The 17,975-nt window shown below is 60.8% G+C and carries 18 protein-coding genes; 12 read left to right on the top strand and 6 right to left on the bottom strand.

Annotated elements, in window-relative coordinates; genetic code table 11:
- The first annotated feature begins 22 nt into the window (after positions 1 to 22).
- From H4W29_RS23345 to H4W29_RS23355, 3 genes are read left to right on the top strand one after another with little or no spacing between them, the layout of a single operon-like run.
- Complete coding sequence (locus tag H4W29_RS23345) at positions 23 to 424, top strand: DUF350 domain-containing protein (RefSeq protein ID WP_192731240.1); 402 nt, start codon at positions 23 to 25, stop codon at positions 422 to 424.
- Positions 425 to 436: 12 nt separating this feature from the next.
- On the top strand, positions 437 to 1,039 hold the full coding sequence (locus H4W29_RS23350) for a DUF1190 domain-containing protein (protein ID WP_192731241.1): 603 nt from the start codon (positions 437 to 439) through the stop codon (positions 1,037 to 1,039).
- A 1-nt stretch (position 1,040) separates the two neighbouring features.
- Positions 1,041 to 2,198 carry a glutathionylspermidine synthase family protein gene (locus H4W29_RS23355; RefSeq protein WP_192731242.1) on the top strand — a complete coding sequence of 386 codons (1,158 nt, stop codon included), beginning with the start codon at positions 1,041 to 1,043 and terminating at the stop codon, positions 2,196 to 2,198.
- 119 nt (positions 2,199 to 2,317) lie between these two features.
- Here H4W29_RS23355 and H4W29_RS23360 read toward each other — a convergent pair whose 3' ends face one another.
- The 5 genes from H4W29_RS23360 to H4W29_RS23380 form a co-directional block, all read right to left on the bottom strand.
- A complete protein-coding gene (locus H4W29_RS23360; protein ID WP_192731243.1) occupies positions 2,318 to 3,523 on the bottom strand; it encodes an NAD(P)/FAD-dependent oxidoreductase in 1,206 nt (401 codons plus the stop codon).
- A 60-nt stretch (positions 3,524 to 3,583) separates the two neighbouring features.
- Complete coding sequence (locus H4W29_RS23365; protein ID WP_192731244.1) at positions 3,584 to 4,531, bottom strand: substrate-binding domain-containing protein; 948 nt, start codon at positions 4,529 to 4,531, stop codon at positions 3,584 to 3,586.
- A 72-nt stretch (positions 4,532 to 4,603) separates the two neighbouring features.
- On the bottom strand, positions 4,604 to 4,915 hold the full coding sequence (locus tag H4W29_RS23370; protein ID WP_192731245.1) for a MocE family 2Fe-2S type ferredoxin: 312 nt from the start codon (positions 4,913 to 4,915) through the stop codon (positions 4,604 to 4,606).
- Positions 4,912 to 5,946 carry a sterol desaturase family protein gene (locus H4W29_RS23375; protein ID WP_192731246.1) on the bottom strand — a complete coding sequence of 345 codons (1,035 nt, stop codon included), beginning with the start codon at positions 5,944 to 5,946 and terminating at the stop codon, positions 4,912 to 4,914. The genes H4W29_RS23370 and H4W29_RS23375 overlap by 4 nt, the downstream gene beginning before the upstream one ends.
- Positions 5,947 to 6,115: 169 nt before the next feature.
- On the bottom strand, positions 6,116 to 7,117 hold the full coding sequence (locus H4W29_RS23380; protein ID WP_192731247.1) for a LacI family DNA-binding transcriptional regulator: 1,002 nt from the start codon (positions 7,115 to 7,117) through the stop codon (positions 6,116 to 6,118).
- Between the two features lie 226 nt (positions 7,118 to 7,343).
- Between H4W29_RS23380 and H4W29_RS23385 the strand changes: the two genes are divergently transcribed.
- Together H4W29_RS23385 and H4W29_RS23390 are read left to right on the top strand one after the other, a co-directional pair.
- A complete protein-coding gene (locus H4W29_RS23385) occupies positions 7,344 to 7,802 on the top strand; it encodes a YbaK/EbsC family protein (protein WP_192731248.1) in 459 nt (152 codons plus the stop codon).
- An 81-nt stretch (positions 7,803 to 7,883) separates the two neighbouring features.
- The gene (locus H4W29_RS23390) at positions 7,884 to 8,897 is read left to right on the top strand and encodes a Tim44 domain-containing protein (RefSeq protein ID WP_192731249.1); all 1,014 of its coding nucleotides are present in this window, start codon (positions 7,884 to 7,886) and stop codon (positions 8,895 to 8,897) included.
- On the opposite strand, the gene H4W29_RS23395 is transcribed toward H4W29_RS23390, so the two are convergent.
- Complete coding sequence (locus tag H4W29_RS23395) at positions 8,894 to 9,925, bottom strand: hydroxyacid dehydrogenase (protein ID WP_192731250.1); 1,032 nt, start codon at positions 9,923 to 9,925, stop codon at positions 8,894 to 8,896. The genes H4W29_RS23390 and H4W29_RS23395 overlap by 4 nt on opposite strands.
- Before the next feature lie 244 nt (positions 9,926 to 10,169).
- On the opposite strand from H4W29_RS23395, the gene H4W29_RS23400 reads away from it, so the two are divergent.
- From H4W29_RS23400 to cydX, 7 genes are all read left to right on the top strand, one after another.
- Positions 10,170 to 10,769: a HupE/UreJ family protein gene (locus H4W29_RS23400; protein WP_192731251.1), complete on the top strand. Its 600-nt coding sequence runs from the start codon at positions 10,170 to 10,172 to the stop codon at positions 10,767 to 10,769.
- A gap of 249 nt (positions 10,770 to 11,018) precedes the next feature.
- Complete coding sequence (locus H4W29_RS23405) at positions 11,019 to 11,594, top strand: GbsR/MarR family transcriptional regulator (protein WP_113017040.1); 576 nt, start codon at positions 11,019 to 11,021, stop codon at positions 11,592 to 11,594.
- A gap of 4 nt (positions 11,595 to 11,598) precedes the next feature.
- A complete protein-coding gene (gene cydD / locus H4W29_RS23410; protein ID WP_192731252.1) occupies positions 11,599 to 13,305 on the top strand; it encodes a thiol reductant ABC exporter subunit CydD in 1,707 nt (568 codons plus the stop codon).
- Complete coding sequence (locus H4W29_RS23415) at positions 13,302 to 14,993, top strand: amino acid ABC transporter ATP-binding/permease protein (protein ID WP_192731253.1); 1,692 nt, start codon at positions 13,302 to 13,304, stop codon at positions 14,991 to 14,993. Before cydD ends, H4W29_RS23415 begins: the two co-directional genes overlap by 4 nt.
- 77 nt (positions 14,994 to 15,070) lie before the next feature.
- On the top strand, positions 15,071 to 16,651 hold the full coding sequence (locus H4W29_RS23420; protein ID WP_192731254.1) for a cytochrome ubiquinol oxidase subunit I: 1,581 nt from the start codon (positions 15,071 to 15,073) through the stop codon (positions 16,649 to 16,651).
- A 6-nt stretch (positions 16,652 to 16,657) separates the two neighbouring features.
- On the top strand, positions 16,658 to 17,815 hold the full coding sequence (gene cydB / locus H4W29_RS23425; RefSeq protein WP_192731255.1) for a cytochrome d ubiquinol oxidase subunit II: 1,158 nt from the start codon (positions 16,658 to 16,660) through the stop codon (positions 17,813 to 17,815).
- A gap of 12 nt (positions 17,816 to 17,827) precedes the next feature.
- A complete protein-coding gene (cydX, locus tag H4W29_RS23430) occupies positions 17,828 to 17,950 on the top strand; it encodes a cytochrome bd-I oxidase subunit CydX (RefSeq protein ID WP_192731256.1) in 123 nt (40 codons plus the stop codon).
- Positions 17,951 to 17,975: the final 25 nt, after the last annotated feature.

Raw genomic sequence — 17,975 nt, forward strand, 5'->3', positions numbered from 1 at the left:
TTTACAACGGAGGACTTTTTCAATGCTCGATTACGTGGCGGGTCTGCCTGCATTCCTTGGTTATTTCGCCATCGGTATTGCTGCCCTTGGCGTTTTTTCGGTGATTTACACATGGTTGACGCCGCAAGAGGAGGTCCAGCTCATTCGCGCCGGCAATCTTGCGGCCGTTACCGCATTCCTGGGAGCGCTTGTCGGTTTCAGCCTGCCTCTCGCCTCGGCCGCAGCCAATTCGGTCAGCGTCGTCGACTACATCATATGGGCGGTGATCGGCATCCTGGCGCAGATCTTCGCTTACTACATCGCGAATTTCACCATGACGGACCTGCATAAGAAGATCACGGCCGGCAATATCGCCGCGGGCATATGGGGGGGCGGCATCGCACTGGTCATCGGTATTCTCAATGCCGCCTGCATGACCTATTGAGGGGAGGGAAAGATGCGCAGACGTAAGAGCGGGCACAAACGACCCTTCCTGGCCCTTGGCACTATCGCCGCATCAACCCTGGCGTTATCCGGCTGCGGCGACCAGACGCCTTCGGAAACAATGTTCACCTCCGTCGACCAATGTGTGGAATCCGGCATGGACCGGCAGGTCTGCCAGGCCGGATATCAGGATGCCATGCGGGCTCATCTCGCCACCGCGCCGCGTTTCAACGGCATGGCCGCCTGCGAGGCCGAGTACGGCTCGGGCCAATGCACTGAACAGTCGGCCAATGCTGCACCTAACAATACCGGCGGAAGCGGCAGCTTCTTCGTGCCATTCCTGGCAGGCTATATGCTGTCTTCGGCACTGAACAACATCGGCGACTACAACCTTTATCGCCGGCGCCAGGAGGAGAGTGGCAACTACTACGGTTCGACGCCGATTTATCGCAATCGCTCGGGGCAGACGGTGACAACGACAGTTCGCTCAGGCGGCACGCGCAGTGACACCACGCTTGCGCCCTCGCGCCAGAGTGTTCAGCCGGTCAACGTCAATACCCGCACCGTCGCCCGGCAAGGTTTCGGTGGCCGTTCATCCTTCAGTTTCGGCGGCTGATATGAAGCGCATCACTCTTCCGGCGCGTCCCGACTGGCGTGACAAGGCGCGCGCCGTCGGCTTCGGCTTTCACGTTATGTACGGCGAGCCCTACTGGCTCGACGATGCCGCCTATACCTTCACGCTCGATGAGATCGAGATGCAGATCGAAGAGCCGAGCCAAGAACTGCACGACATGTGCATGGATATGGTCGGCAATATCGTCAGCAGCGAAGAGTCACTCGACAGGCTGGCCATTCCGGAGGACCTGCGCGATGTGGTACAGCGGTCCTGGCAGCGCCGCGACAGGCATCTCTATGGCCGATTCGATCTCGCTTACGACGGCACCGGGCCGGCCAAGCTGCTCGAATACAATGCCGATACTCCGACTTCGGTGTTCGAGACTGCCTATTTCCAGTTCAACTGGCTGACCGACCAGATGGCTTTGGGTATCCTGCCCAATGATGCGGACCAGTACAATTCCTTGCAGGAAAGCCTCGTCGAGGCGTTCGGGCAATTTTCCAAAGAGCCAATCTTCCACTTCGCGGCGATGACCGACAATGAGGAGGATCGAGGCACGACGGTTTACCTGATGGACTGTGCCGTACAGGCCGGCCATCGCGTCGAGCTGCTGGACATGCGCGAGATCGGCATCGATACGCAGGGTCGCTACACTGACCTCAAGGATCGGGTGATCGACCGCTGCTTCAAACTATACCCATGGGAATTCATGCTGCGCGAGCCGTTCGCCCGCGAACTGGTGCGCTCGGGCGATGTTTTCATCGAGCCCGCCTGGAAAGCCGTGCTCTCCAACAAAGGGCTTCTGCCTCTGCTCTGGCAACGCCACCCCAATCACCCCAACCTCCTGCCCAGCTATTTCGCCGACGACCCGGCAGCCTCGGCCTTGACCGACTATGTGCGCAAACCACTGCTGTCGCGAGAAGGCGAAAACGTCACAATATTCCGAGATGGCCAGGAATTGATTTCCGCTCCCGGCGATTACGGCGACGAAGGCTTCATTGTCCAGGCCTATGCCCCGCTTTTCGAAAGCGATGGCGGCTTCGCTGTGCTCGGCAGCTGGGTCGTCGGCGATCGCGCCTGCGGCCTTGCCGTGCGCGAAGACCGCTCGCGCATAACCGCCAACCTGTCGCGTTTCGTACCGCACGTTATAGTCGAATAATACTTGACGCCTCGCGCCATGGCGCTGCGACGCTGCTCGAGTTTCCCGGCAATATGCAAACATCAGAAAACATTCTCATGATGAATGCGAGAACGACTGGAAGATCAGCAACTCCTGCATCACGCCGCCCTTGCGCCTTTCAAAAGCGCCTTGAGGTTTAGGCTAGGATCGGCGAGCGCAGCGGGATCAGGATGTACCCCGGCTGCGATCAGCATCTCGGCAAGCTTGATATCCTTGGCCAGGCTATTGCCGACACCAAGCCCGGCAGCCGCAACGAGGCGACCACCGTCCAGATAGAATTCAAGCTCACCATCGCCAAGCGAACGGACCACGCTTTGATGCTCCGGCTGCGGCAGGCCGGCCACCTGGAGACCGAGGTCATATTGATCGGACCAGAACCAGGGGATCGCGGCGAAAGCTTCTGCTGAACCGGTCATGTTGCGCGCGGCAACCTCGGCCTGGACTCTCGCATTCCGCCAGCTTTCGAACCGGGTGTGGCCGCCACCGGGCTGGCTCACTGCTGCGCAGTCGCCTGCCGCGAAGATATTTGGCGTGCTCGTGCAAAGATGGGCATCCGCCAGGATGCCATTGCCAGTCGTCAGCCCGGCTTCCTGCGCCAAAGCGATCTCCGGCATAACACCGATGGCGCTGACGACGAGTTGCGCTCGAACCATGCTGCCATCGGTTAGAAGGACGCCATCGTCGTTGATGGCGATGACACTCCTATCGAGGTGGAAGCCGACGCCTTCTGCGATGTGCCTGGCATGCAGCTTTTCGGCAAATCGCGGCGGAACGGCACGTCCCAGAATTCTCGGCGCTGCTTCAATGATACTGACCGCGACACCCTTTCCGCGAAGGACGGATGCGAGTTCCATACCGATCAGGCCGCCGCCGATAATGGCGACGCTTCGGCCTGGCCGGGCACTGGCGAAAATCGTCTCGGCATCGGCGTGGGTGCGAAAGTCGAGCGCGCGCTCCGCGCCCGGGCAAGCAAGCCGTCTCGGGCGCGCGCCGGTGGCCAGCAGCAGCTTTTCATACGTCAGGACCCGACCGTCGCTCAAGATGACGGTAGCAGCATCAGCCTCCAGCTTTGAGGCTGACATCCCCTTCAGATAGTCGATACCGGCGGCTGCCAACACCTCTTCGGCACAAATCAACTTCATCTGCACTGCGCCATCCATCGGCTTCGACAAAGGCGGCCGTTCGTAGGGCAGATGCGGTTCGGCGCCCACCAAGGTTATCGATCCGGAATATCCCGCTTCCCGCAAAGCGAATGCCGCACGTGTTCCGCATTCTCCCGCACCGATGATGACAATGCCGCTCATAAAGCTCTCCGAAAAAAGAGAGGCCGGCGCTCGTGAGGAGGAGACACCGGCCAGGGAGGATCAGTTCTGGTGGGCGTAGCCGGCCATGTTGGTCGGCGTGACGAGTTCGAACGGCACCATGATGACCTGCTTGTCGACGTTGTGGCCACGGGCAAGGGCGACCGCCGCATCCATCGCACCTGCAGACTGCCCCTTGGCATTCTGGAATACCGTCACGTCAAGATCGCCGGCTGCCATGGCCGCGAGACCATCCTGTGTCGCGTCGATGCCGACGACCACGACGCTACCCATCGGAACACCTGCGGCCTTCAGCGCCTGGATCGCACCGATCGCCATTTCATCATTGTTGGCAAAGACCGCATCGATCGGACGGCCGGCGGTGATCCAGTTGGTGGTCAGGTCCATGGCGTTCGTGCGCGTCCAGGCAGCCGATTGCTCGTCGGCGATAGTCACGCCCTTGCAATCGCCGGCCGCGAGGGTTTCCTTGACCGATGAAGTTCGATCGCGCGAGGCCTGATGCGCAAGATCTCCCATCAGGATATAGGCCTGCGCATCGCCGGCCTTTCCATTCTTCTTCAGGATTTCGCAGGCAGCTTCGGCGCCCAGCCGTCCGGAATCGGTTTCCTTCGAGCCGACATAGGCCTGGTTTTTGGGAAGCTTGTCGACATTATCAGGCTGCAGATTGAGATAGACGAGCGGAATACCGGCCTTCTCGGCTGCCGCGCTGATACCGGGCGCAGCGGACGTATCGGCCAGTGTCACGATGATCGCATCGACGCCCGCGGCGATGAAATTATTCACCTGATTGAGCTGCTTGGAGACATCCGTCTGCGCATCCTCGATCTGCAGCGTGACCCCGCCCACCTGGGATGCCCTTGCGCTCAGACCTTCACACAGCAGCGTCTGAAAATTATTGTCGAAACTCTGCATCGAGACGCCGATGGTTTCGGCCGAGGCAGCACTTGCCGTTAGGGCGGCCAGGACGGCCGCCACACAGATTGACTTCATGATTTCCTCCCATTGGGTGCCGGGCCACCCGATGCATTCCGGAGGCCATTCAGGCCTGCTGGTGTTGCAGGCTCAGGCGAGAGCCACGCGAACCTCCCCGTCGATCACCTCGGCGGGATAGGTCTTCAAATTCTCGCAGGCCGGAAGCCTGAGGGCTTCGCCGGTGCGGTAGTCGAAGGCGCCGGAATGCTTGGGACATTCCACTTCGAAATCCATGACCAGCCCATCGGCGAGATGAATTGCCTCGTGCGTGCAGAGGCCGGCGGTGCAATAGACGATATCATCGGGGCCGCGATAAATGGCATAGGTGCGGCTGCCATGGTCGAAGCGAATTGCACCTTCCTGTTCGATATCATCGAGCTTGCAGGCAGTGATCCAGCTCATTCGGCTGCTCCCTTGACTTCCATGCCGGCCTTGCGGGCTGCGAGCTTTTCCTTGCGACGGCGGTAGCGCTCCTGCATGCGGGCTTCGCCTTCCGGCGAGCCGTCGTGCCAGGTGCCGAACCACTTATCGAGCGGGATCAGAGCGTCGCCGTAATTCACTTCGAAATATTTGTGGTGCAGGTAATGCGCATAGGCATGGCTATCGATCAGCTTGCCCTCACCGACCTCGACCTTGTCGAAGCCGACATGGCCGGGAATGGCACCGAAGCCCGCATAATGGAGCTGGTAGAGCATGAGGATCGGATTGGACGGCAAGATCAAATGATAGAAGGCCGTTCCGAGATAGAGCAGGTGCTCGACCGGATGCATCGACAGCGAGGACCACGGCGACGGATTGACCGAGTTATGGTGGACCGAATGCACCCACTTATAGAGCAAGGGCGTATGGATGAGCCGATGGATGCAGAAGAAGTGGAATTCGTGGATGATCGGCACGACCAGCGCGACGAGCGCGAGCGTCCAGGGACGTTCGACAAAGCTCAGCCACGGCGCGTAGCCGTTGGCATAGGCCCATAACATGCCCGCCTCAATCGCCGTCCAGATCGTGAGACCCGACAGGAAGGTGCGCAGGATATTGTCGATATTCTGGCTCTCGAACCAGAAGGCCTTGTTCTTCTGCTCGGAAGGGAATTTGCCATTGTACTTGAAACGGTTTTCCTGCCGCTTCAGCACATAGAGATGCAGCTCGAATGCGCCGTAAAACAGCAGCACGCAGATCGCATTGACGGTGTAGAGCCAGGAGATCCAGCCGACACCGAATGTCCGCATCGTTTCCATTGGCGGAATGACCCAGGCCCAGTAGGCGACCGCCGAAGTGGCGAAGATCGCATTCCACGGAAAGAAATAATGCGGCAGCCATTTCAGGATGGCCATCAGCCGCGGCGGAAACACAAACAGCGGCGCGGTCTCAACCGGCTGGTTTGGCGCCCAGTCGCCGCGCTTGTTGCGCGTGCCGAATTTCAGATCGTCCATTGCATTCTCCTTCAGGCGAACAGAAATCGTGTCCGCACAGGTTCTGTTGAAGGAGAGCGCCTGGTGCGCCCCATCCGGTGTCGCTTCTCTCGGCGTTCCGGCTCTCCTCCCTGCTTTAAAACTAGCAGGGGTCCGTCGCGTCGCCGAAGCCATTCTTGATCAAATTAGATCAAAGCCCTTCCTTGGTGATGGTGATGAAACGGATAGGCGCCCGGTCCGGCTCGATTTCGGTCAGCCCGATACGGCGCAGGACGAGATCGAGCGATCGCCTGGCCTGCGCTTCCGGCGCCTGGTCAAGCACGACGTCCATGATGTCGTCCTGCAAGGCTTTGCGCGTGTAATCGGTCAGTTCGTGACCGACGAAGAAGATATTGCGCTCGCGTGCCTGGCGTCGAAGCACCTCTATGAGGGCGGAATTGGCGCCTCCGGCATTATAGAGGCCGGCGAGATCGGGATAGGTCTCCAGTGCCGAAGCCAATAGCTCCGCGCTATAGTGTTCCTCATCGAGACCAAAGCCCAGCCACTGGAAGCTGGTGGCGCCAGGATGCTCCAGAAAATACTCCGAAAATCCGCGGATGCGATCACGGTGAACCTGATAGATCGGGTGACAGATTGCAACGACCGGGCCTTGCCTGCGGGCCATACGGCTGATGAAGAGCGCCGCCGTCCGGCCGGCGGCATAATTGTCGATGCCGACGAATTCGCCTGATCGATCCGAGGCGCGGGTAACGACGTGGACCACCGGCAAGCCTTGCGCAATGACCTTCTCCACCGCCGCCCTGATCACCGGACTGCTGGGCACCGCGAGAATGAGGCCCGCGCGCGGAAGGTCCGTCGAGAGAATGCGCCGGGCAATCTCCTCTGGCTTCATCTCTTCAGTGAAACTCCGATGCACGACGACCAACGGATCCAGCGTCGCCGAGATCCGTTCGAAGGCTTTGGACAGCCGCTGATAAAAGGTCGTCTCGGGGCGTACCATCAGTACTTCTATGCGCAGCAGACCACGATGGGTATCGGGAAGCGTGCGCGGATACTCCAGGCTGCGCGCAGCAATGATCACTTTCTCGACCAGTTCGGGACGAACACCGCCGCGACCGTTCAACACGCGTTCCACGGTTGCCGTCCCCACGCCCGCCCGGCGGGCGATATCCCGATAGTTCGGCTTGCCCACTATGTTATCCTCGCCGCGAAATTGCCAGTTTTTCCAGCAATATCCATGACTTAGAAATCGGGAACAATCCAGATTGCCTGTCCGAACGCATGGAAATGATCTATCGGGAACTAAGCGATTGAATTTTCTCAAATTTAAATATTAAGTTGGGCCGCGAATGCGTGAATTCCCATGTCCGCATCATCATGCGGCCCAGACCGGTTGTCCTCTCACAAGTATCCATCCCATGAGCCTCGAATCCGTCCGCGCCTTCTTTACCGCCAACGCCCCCGACATTGCCGTCATCGAAACGGCCGAGAGCTCTTCGACAGTCACTCTCGCCGCAGAAGCGCATGGCGTCGAGCCGGCGCAGATCGCCAAGACGATCTGCCTGCGCGTCGGTGATCGCATCATGCTGATCGTGGCGAGCGGAATGGCGCGTCTTGATAACAGGAAGTTTAAGGACACCTTTGGCGGCAAGGGGCGCATGCTCGACGCGGAGGAAGTGCTGGCGGTGACGAGCCACCCGGTCGGCGGCGTCTGCCCGTTCGGCCTGCCGGCACCCTTGCCTGTCTATTGCGACATGTCGCTGAAGCAGTTCGATGAGGTCGTTCCGGCCGCCGGCTCGACCAATTCCGCGGTGCGCATCCCCACCGAAAGACTGGCGGAAATCACCCGAGCCGAATGGGTCGACGTCTGCCAGTAGCAGCGCACAACTTCACAGCGCAGAAAGAATACCTATATTAGGTCCCGACATGCCATTCAGCGCATGATAGGAGATGAAGGAATGCCCACTGCCGTTTCGCGTTTTGCCAGGATCGCGGCGATTGCCGTTCTTGCGAGCGCTACCGTCTTTGCTTCGATCGGTGATGCCGATGCGCGCCGCGCCGGCAGCTTTGGCGGATTCGGAAGCCGCGGCACGCGTACCTTTAGCGCGCCTCCGGCCACGCAGACTGCTCCTGCGCCGGTTGCGCCCATCGAGCGCTCGATGACGCCGCGCCCGCAAACAACTACGCCTTATAACACGCAACAACCCGGCTATGCCCAGCAGCGCCCCGGCTTCTTTGGCGGCTTCGGCCGTTCGATGATTGGCGGCCTGATTGCCGGCGGTCTGCTCGGTATGCTGCTCGGCCACGGTTTCGGCGGCGGCTTCGGTTTCCTCGGCATGCTCCTGCAGATCGCGCTGATCTTCGGAGCGGTCACTCTTGCCATGCGCTTCTTCGCCAATCGCCGCCAACCGTCCTACGGCGCAGGCGGCCAGAGCTATAGCGGACCGCAATCCTACGGCATGTCGCCAGTCAATGGCGGTTCGTCCTTCCATATTCCGGCAATCGGTTCGGGCTCAAGCGGCCAACAGCAGCGCAGCGCAGGCCCAAGCGATGAGATCGGCCTCGCTCAGGCGGACCTCGACCAGTTCGAGGAATTGTTGACAAAGGTTCAGACCGCTTATGGCGCGGAGGACTACGGTGCGCTGCGCAGCCTGACGACACCGGAAGCCATGTCCTACCTTGCCGAAGAGCTTGGTGAAAATGCCACAAATGGCGTGCGTAACCAGGTTTCCGAGGTCAAGCTGCTGCAGGGTGACATTGCCGAAGCCTGGCGTGAGAACAGTCAGGAATATGCGACGCTGGCGATGCGTTACTCCTCGATCGACGCCATGGTCGAGCGTAACAGTGGCCGCCTCGTCTCAGGCGACGACCGCCGCCCGAGCGAAAGCACGGAAGTCTGGACCTTCGTGCGCAAGTCCGGCGCCGACTGGAAGCTTGCCGCCATCCAGGGCACTGGCCAGCGCGCCGCTTAATTGACTGAAACGGGTTTGGAGCGCATGCGGGACACCGTTTCGCGCTCCGCTCGCTTACAGCGCATCGGCGGCAAACCGCGATCCATCAGATCCATATCCTCGAGCACCATGTCGCCCATCTTCTTGAAGGCGCTATCGAGCGCACCGGCACGATGGGCCGAGCGAATGAAACCCTTGAGACTGCGCACCGGATGGTCCGACGGCAGTGGCTCCTGCGGATAGACATCGCTTGCAGCAACGATATGGCCTGCCGCGACGGCTGCGATCAACGCATCGAAATCGACGACATCGGCGCGGCTGAGCAGGATGAAGGCGGCACCCTTGCGCATGCTGGCAAACGCATCCGCGCCGAGGAAGCCTCTGTTTTCGCTGGTGACGGAAGCAACGACAAAGACGAAATCGCTTTGCGTCAGCACGTCGTTCAAGCTCGCGGCCTCTACACTATTTTCTTCCAGGATCGAGCGAGGCATCCAGGGATCGAAAACCCTGATCCTGGCGCGAAAGCCCGACAGAACTCGCCGCAGCGCCTTGCCGAGATCGCCGAAACCGACAATGCCAATCTCGGAACCCGATAATAGCCGGGCACTCGTATTGCCCTCACCGCCCCAGAGTTCATTGCCCTCCCGGAAAGCCACATCGGCATCGACGATACCGCGCGCTAGGCTCAACGCAAAACCAAGGCCAATCTCCGCCACTGGTTCGGCAAAAACTTGCCCCGTCGTCACCACATGGATGCCGCGCTGGAAAAGGATCTCGTAGGGCATGTTGTTGAGGAGGTTGCTCTCGACATTGAGGATCGAGCGAAGCTGCGGCATACGACCAAGCGTTTCCGCCGAAAGCGGTGGCTGACCGATGATGTAGCGCGCCTTGCCGATGACATCATCGCCGAGGCCAGCAATGTTTTCAGGATCGGCCTCGACGATCTCGTATTTAGCATTAAGTTCGGCGCGTGCCCTGTCGCTGAAGATCAGGTCGAGCGTGCGCGGCTCCGGCGCGCTGATCGCCAACGGCCTTTCGGTATTCGTCATAGGGTCCTCCTCGAGAGGCGACGGCTCCCGCCTCCGCAACATGATTGATAGTACCGTTGGGCGACGCTTGTGAAGCCGCCTTTCAAAAAGGCAATTGCCTATGATATAAGCACTTGAAATTCCTATCTATTCTCATGCTTTTCGTTGACGGCGAAATCTCGCTCGACTAGCTTGAGGAGGCGACTTGAAACCGTGACTGAGGGACCGGCGGCCGCAGGATCTAGAAAAACAGAGGGAATCCATAATGAAATCAGTCTTCAAGAGTGGCGTCTTTGCGCTCGCGGCTGCAGCGCTTCCGGCAGTCGCCTACGCTCATACCGGCGTCGGTGAGACGGCCGGCCTCGTCCATGGTTTCAGCCATCCTATTTCCGGCCTCGATCACATCCTTGCCATGGTCATGGTCGGCGTTCTCGCCTTCCAGCTTGGTGGCCGCGCTCTCTGGGCCGTTCCCGCGACCTTCGTGCTCGTCATGGCCTTCGGTGGCGCGCTCGGCATTGCCGGTGTCGATGTGCCTTTCGTCGAGGCCGGCATCGCGCTTTCCGTCATCGTGCTCGGTGCTGTCGTCGCGCTTGATATCCGTGCCTCGACGGCAGTCGCGATGGCGATTGTCGGCCTGTTTGCAGTCTTCCACGGCTACGCGCATGGGGCCGAGATGCCTGAGAATACCGGCGGCGCTGCTTATGCCGCAGGCTTCATGATCGCAACCGCCCTGTTGCATGCAGTCGGCCTCGGCGTCGGCTTCCTCATCGCCCGCTTCAGCGAGCGTCAGGGCGCCTTTGTCGTGCGCACCGCAGGCGGTCTTGCGGCAGTTGCCGGCGTCGGTATCTTGACCGGGCTGATCTGAGGCTCACGCCTCTCGGATAAATCTATATGGCATTTGGCGCCCGGCAGACACCTGTCTGCCGGGCGTTTTATGTTTGCGAGATTTGACTCAAGTCAATTCCAGCCGTGCAACACCGGTCTATAAAGAAACAGACCACCGAAGCATGTATCCAAATTGACGCAGGTCAAGCTGGGTAATTGCGGCATAAACGCGGGAGTCTGTATAGTGATTTCAGAAATTTCTGAAATCACAGACGCAACGGAAACGAAAATGAACCTTCCGCCACTCGTTCAGTCCTTCGTCCTGCACTTCGGTGAAATGGGTTCCCGCTGGGGTATCAACCGTACGGTCGGCCAGATCTACGCCCTGCTCTACGTCTCGCCTGCGCCGCTCTGCGCCGAAGAAATCGTCGATGCACTCGGCATATCGCGCTCGAATGTTTCCATGAGCCTTCGCGAGCTACAAGCCTGGAACCTGGTGCTGCTGCGCCACAAGCCGGATGACCGGCGTGACTTCTTCACGACGCCCGACGATGTCTGGGTGATCCTCAGAACGCTTGCCGAAGAGCGCAAGAAGCGTGAGGTTGATCCCACGCTTTCGGTGCTGCGCGAGATCCTGATGCAGCGCCCGGCAAGCGAGGCCGAACGCCATGCGCAGGAGCGCATGAGCGAGATGCACACGCTGATCGAGCAGCTGACGCATTGGTACGAAGACGTAAAACAACTTGAAACAGAGAGACTTGCAACGTTACTCTCGTTAGGCGCGAAAGTGACTAAGTTGCTAGAGGCCAAGGACCGGGTCGTTTCGCTTGGCCGCCGCCGTCCCAATCCTGCGAACAAGAGTTAGCGCCATGACCAGTGCTTTCTTCGACGCGAGAGACCAGCAAGTGGCCGGGATGCCGGATCGCAAGGCCGCGGCACGCAAGCCGGCCAGGACAAAAAGCCGCCTGCGCAGCGCCGCGATGCTGCAAGCGTTTGCGGCTGCACTCTGGATTCCCCAGGCGGGGCTGCTCGCCTGGTCCGTCGGCAGGCTCGCCGATGGCGGAGGCCCTGCCGATATCCTCTGGTCCGCGGTCTCCATCCTGTTGCTCGGCATCGTAAAAAGCTGTCTCGATGCGGCTGGCGGCCGCCTTGCTTTTCGCGCAGCACGCGCTGAACTCAGCGAAAAACGCGCCACCGCCATCCGCCTGCTTGCCCGTCTTTCGCCTGTTGACGCCGGCCGCCCTGCGTCTGGTGAGGCCGCCAGCGTTCTCGGCGAACAGGCTGAGCTGATCGTGCCCTATCTCTCCCGTTTCCAGCCGGCGCGGATGAAGGCAAGCCTCGTGCCGCTCATCATCTTTGCCTGCGTATTTCCCATCTCCTGGATTGCTTCGCTCGTGCTGCTGTTTGCGGCGCCGCTCATTCCGATCTTCATGGCGCTGATTGGCTGGCGCGCGCAGGCTGCGAGCGAAAAGCAGCTTATCGCAACGGGTGGCCTCAACGCTTTCCTGCTCGACCGTCTACGCGGTCTTGCGACGATCCGCTCTCTCGACGCGGTCGATGCTACAGCGCACCGGCTCCGCGCAGAAGCAGAATCGCTTCGCACGCGTACTATGGCAGTGCTGAAGATCGCTTTCCTGTCTTCGGCTGTGCTCGAACTCTTTTCGGCACTCGGCGTGGCAATGACCGCCGTCTATGTCGGCTTCACCCTGCTCGGCGAAATCCGCTTCGGCGCCTGGTCGGGCGGCCTTGACCTTTCTGAGGGCCTGTTCGTCCTGCTGCTGGCGCCTGCCTTTTTCGAACCACTGCGTGAACTCTCCGCCGTCTGGCATGACCGTGCCGCGGGCGAGGCCGCGCTGAAGGCACTGGACAGGCTCGCTGCCGAAGGCATGGCGCTTCCCGATCGCGAAGAGGCCGGAGCTTCCGCAGCGAACGGGACCTTCAATATCCAACTGGAAAATATCAGCTTTCGTTATCACCCTGATCATTCGCCGATCCTTGATGGCCTCAATCTCGATATTGCCGCCGGCGAGCACGTAGCACTGCTTGGCGCCAGCGGTACCGGCAAATCAACATTGTTGTCGCTGATCGCCGGCCTGGCGCCCTGCAATGAGGGCCAGGTTCTGATTGGCGGCGCTGTGGCAGATCGCGGCAAAATGGCCTGGATCGGCCAGAAGCCGCATATCTTTGCAGGCACCATTGCCGGTAATATTGCGCTGGGACGAGCCGGCCTCACCAAGACAGAAATCTCCAAGGCGCTCGATCTCGCAAGGCTTGGCGGTGTCGCGAATGCCTACGGACATCGCCCGCTCGGTGAAAACGGCATCGGCCTTTCTGGCGGCGAGGCGCTGCGCCTTGCGATCGCACGGGCTGCCTGCGACCCCGATATCCGCATCATCCTTGCTGACGAGCCGACTGCGCATCTCGATACCGGGACGGCCGCCGAGATCACCGAGAGCCTGCTCGCTCTTGCCGAGGGCCGCACGCTGATCGTCGCAACGCACGACCCGGTGCTGGCCGCACGCATGCACCGCACTGTCCGCCTCGATGCCGAGCGTCTTCAGGAGGCTGCCGAATGACCTCTTTCCCTAGAGACATCAAACCGGTGGTGCGCCTGTTCATGCAAACGCGCAGCAAGGAACTACTGCTCGGCGCCGGACTGTCGGCGGCAACCGTCACGGCTGGCATCGCCCTGCTCGGCCTATCCGGCTGGTTCATTACCGCAACCGCGCTTGCAGGTCTCTCGGTAACCGTTGCCGCGACCTTCGACGTCTTCGCGCCATCGGCCAGCATCCGTTTCCTTGCCATCCTGCGCACGGCTGCACGCTATGGCGAAAGACTGACGACCCACAACGCGACGCTCGCCGTGCTCGCCGCCCTTCGCGAACGCCTGTTCCGCGGCTGGGCCTCCGCCGGTGCGGCGCGCGCGCTTCTCAACCGTCCGGCCCGGCTGCTCTTCCGGCTGACCGCCGATATCGATGCGTTGGATTCGCTCTATCTTCGCGTCCTGGTGCCGGCAGCCGTAGCAGTCGGCACGGCACTTGTCGCCAGCGTGACACTCGGCCTGATGCATCCGCTGTTCGGCGTGCTCTTCGGCCTTTGCCTCGTTCTGGTAGGGCTTGGCCTGCCGCTCGCTGCCGGCCGGCTGGCGCTGAAGCACGCCCGCCGCCGCACTTACGGCATCGAAACCATCCGGTCGCGGACCATCGATCTCGTCGCTGGGCAGACCGATCTTCTCATGGCAAACCGCCTTGCCGCACAGCAGCAGGCAATCGCTGCCGCAGACGCCTATACCGCAAGTGCCGACGACCGGTTGAACCGGATCGAGACCGGCGTGAGCTTCGGCTTCGGGCTCGTCTCGACCGCCCTGCTGGTCGCGGCATTGCTGATATCAGCAACGTTGATGCAGACCGGCACGATCACCGCCCCCATAGCCGCACTCGGCGTGCTTGTCGCCTTTGCCGCAACAGAACCCTTTGCCGCATTGCGCCGCGGCGCGATGGAATTCGGCAGGACGATGCTGGCGGCCAAGCGCATCGCACCACGCCTTTCGGCCGTTCAAGCGGATTTCACGCCCACGGCTCCGGCTCATGAACTCGCCTTCGCGCTGCAGAATGTAGCCGTCGCCCATGACGCGGCGGCACTGCCGGCCTTGTGGGACGTGACGCTCGAACTTCGCCGCGGCGAGCACATGGCCTTGGTCGGCAGCAGTGGCGCCGGCAAATCGACCCTGCTATCGCTGCTTGCAGGCGAATTGCCGCTGGCCTCCGGCATGGCCGTAGCGCTCGACGCAACGTTGCTTACCCAGCGCACCGAGCTTTTCCAGGATACGCTGCGCGGCAACCTCGTACTCGCAGCGCCAGATGCCGATGACGACCGGTTGCGCGATGCGCTTGCCGCTGCCGGCCTGATTGCCGATGTCGATGCGCTGCCATCAGGCCTCGATACGCCGCTCGGGGAAGGCGGCATGGGGCTTTCCGGCGGCCAGTCGCGCCGGCTGGCACTCGCCCGCCTCTTCCTACGCGACACGCCGCTCTGGCTGCTCGACGAGCCGACCGAGGGGCTTGATGGCCGCACCGCACGCGATGTGCTGCATCGCCTCGCGCTTAAAGCCGAAGGCCGAGCACTGGTTATCGCTACGCATATTCGCCGCGAGGCGGCGCTTGCGGACCTGATCGCCGTCATCGACGGCGGTCGCATCACAGAGGTTTCGCGCCGTGGAGAGGCGGCGTTCGAAAAGACGCTCGGCCGGCTTCGGCCGGATTGAGCGAACAGACCTACCCCGCGTGGCCAGCCGGCCATGCGGGAACTCTTGATACCCCGTGGGACCGTGGGAGTAAGACAATGGAATTAGACATCGTAGCGCTATCGCGCTTCCAATTTGCGCTGACTGCGCTTTATCATTTCCTGTTCGTGCCCTTGACGCTCGGCCTTTCCGTGCTGCTTGCCATCATGGAAACGACCTATGTCATGACCGGCCGCCAGATCTGGCGGCAGATGACGAAATTCTGGGGCACGCTGTTCGGCATCAATTTCGTGCTGGGCGTCGCAACCGGCATCGTCATGGAGTTCCAGTTCGGCATGAACTGGAGCTATTACAGCTATTATGTCGGCGATATCTTCGGCGCCCCACTAGCAATCGAAGGCCTGATGGCCTTCTTCCTCGAAGCGACCTTCGTCGGCCTTTTCTTCTTCGGCTGGGACAAGCTGTCGAAGGTCGGCCATCTGGTCGCCACCTGGGCGGTCGCGCTCGGCTCGAATTTCTCCGCACTCTGGATCCTCATCGCCAACGGCTGGATGCAGAACCCGATCGGTTCCGCGCTCAATCCGCAGACGATGCGCATGGAGATAACAAGCTTCTTCGACGTGGTCTTCAATCCCGTCGCCCAGGCAAAGTTCGTCCATACGGTTTCGGCTGGCTACGTCTGCGCCTCGATCTTCGTGCTCGGCGTTTCGGCCTGGTACATGCTGAAAGGCCGGCATATCGAGCTTGCCAAGCGTTCGATGACGGTCGCCGCCTCCTTCGGCCTCGCCTCGGCGCTGTCGGTGGTCGTGCTCGGCGATGAAAGCGGCTATCTCGCCACCGAAAACCAGAAGATGAAGCTCGCCGCGATCGAAGCCATGTGGAAGACGGAGCCGGCACCGGCTGCCTTCACCGCCTTCGGTTTCCCGGACCAGGAAGCACGCGAGACACATTTCGCGGTCCATATCCCCTGGGTCATGGGCCTGATCGGCACACGTTCGCTGACGACGGAAATCCCCGGTATCGACAAGCTGGAACAGCAAGCCGAGGTCCGCATCCGCGACGGTATCAAGGCCTATGACGCACTGACGCAAATCCGCTCTGCACCGGCTCAAGATCAGGTTGCCCAGGAAGTGCGTTCCTCTTTCGAGGACCTTGGCCATGATCTCGGCTATGCCCTGCTCCTGAAGCGCTATGTCGACGATCCGCGCCAAGCGACTGACGAACAGATCACCCAGGCGGCACGCGACACCATCCCGCATGTGCCGACGCTCTTCTGGTCGTTCCGCATCATGGTCGGCCTCGGCATGTTCTTCATCGTGCTGACGGCAACCTTCTTCTGGCTGTCGGCCCGCCGGCATCTGGACAAGTATCCGTTGCTGCTGCGCATCGCCGTCTTCGCCATCCCACTACCCTGGATCGCGATCGAGGCCGGCTGGGTGGTTGCCGAAATCGGCCGTCAGCCCTGGGTGATTGAAGGCGTGCTGCCGACGGCAGTCGCCGTCTCCAATCACGGCGCCTGGGCAGTGCTGCTTACCATCATCGGCTTTGCCGCGCTCTATACGACGCTCATCATCATCGAGATGAGCCTTATGCTCAGGGCGATCCGCCAGGGACCGGAACCCGACCACGAGCCGGAAGCTAAGCTCATTTCCGAAACCCTCGTTCCCGCCGCGGAGTAACCTGTCATGATCCTTCACGAACTCATGGACTATGAAACCCTGCGCATCATCTGGTGGGTGCTGCTCGGCGTGCTCCTGATCGCCTTCGCCACCACCGATGGTTTCGACCTCGGCGTCGGAGCGCTACTACCCTTCGTCGCCAAGACCGATGCGGAACGCCGTGTCGCCATCAACACGATCGGCGCCACCTGGGAAGGCAATCAGGTCTGGCTCATCCTCGCCGGCGGCGCCATCTTTGCCGCCTGGCCGCCGCTCTATGCGGTTTCCTTCTCGGGCTTCTATCTGGCGATGTTTGCGATCCTTTTCGCGCTCATCCTTCGCCCTGTTGGATTCAAGTACCGCTCAAAGCGCGACAGCGCGCGTTGGAGGGCTGGCTGGGACTGGGCGCTCTTCGTCGGCGGCTTCGTTCCCTCGCTGATCTTCGGCGTCGCCGTCGGCAATGTGCTGGAGGGTGTTCCCTTCCGCTTCGGCGACGACATGCGGATCTTCTATGACGGCTCGTTCTTCGCGCTGCTGAACCCCTATGCCCTGCTCTGCGGCCTGCTATCCGTTGCAATGCTCATCATGCACGGCAGCGCATGGCTGGTGCTGAAGGCAACGGGACAAGTAGCCGATCGGGCACGCCGCTTTGGCAGCATCGCTGCACTTGCCGTCATCATGCTCTTTGCACTCGGCGGCCTGTTCCTGTGGATGGGCGTCGTTGGCGGCTATCGCATCACCAGCGATATCAGCCCGATCGGCCCGTCGAATCCGCTGTTGAAGACGGTAGCGCTGGAAAGCGGTGCATGGCTTGCCAATTACAGCACCCATCCCTGGATGATCATCGCTCCGGCCCTCGGCTTCCTGGGCGCGGCAGCCACCTTCCTCGCCATGCAGACCCGCCGCGAGATCGCGACCCTGCTCTTCAGCGATATCTCGATAACAGGCATTATCTCGACGGTTGGTCTGTCGATGTTCCCATTCATCCTGCCTTCTTCACTCGATCCGAGGTCGAGCCTGACGGTCTGGGATTCATCATCGAGCCACCTGACACTGTTCATCATGCTGGTGGTCACGGTCATCTTCCTGCCGATCATCTTTGTCTATACCGCCTGGGTCTACAAAGTGCTGTGGGGCAAGATCGACGAGAAGAGTGTCACCGACAAGAACAGCCACGCTTACTGAGGAGATGAAACGATGTGGTATTTCGCATGGATACTCGGCCTGCCGCTGGCAGCCTCTTTCGCCGTCCTCAACGCCATGTGGTACGAGTTGATGGATGACGAAGCCAAGAAGAAGGCTTCGGGCGAACGCCGATAAATTTCTAAGGGCGCGGTTCACACCG

It is taken from the genome of Rhizobium viscosum, from assembly GCF_014873945.1.
GTDB classification, from domain to species: domain Bacteria; phylum Pseudomonadota; class Alphaproteobacteria; order Rhizobiales; family Rhizobiaceae; genus Rhizobium; species Rhizobium viscosum.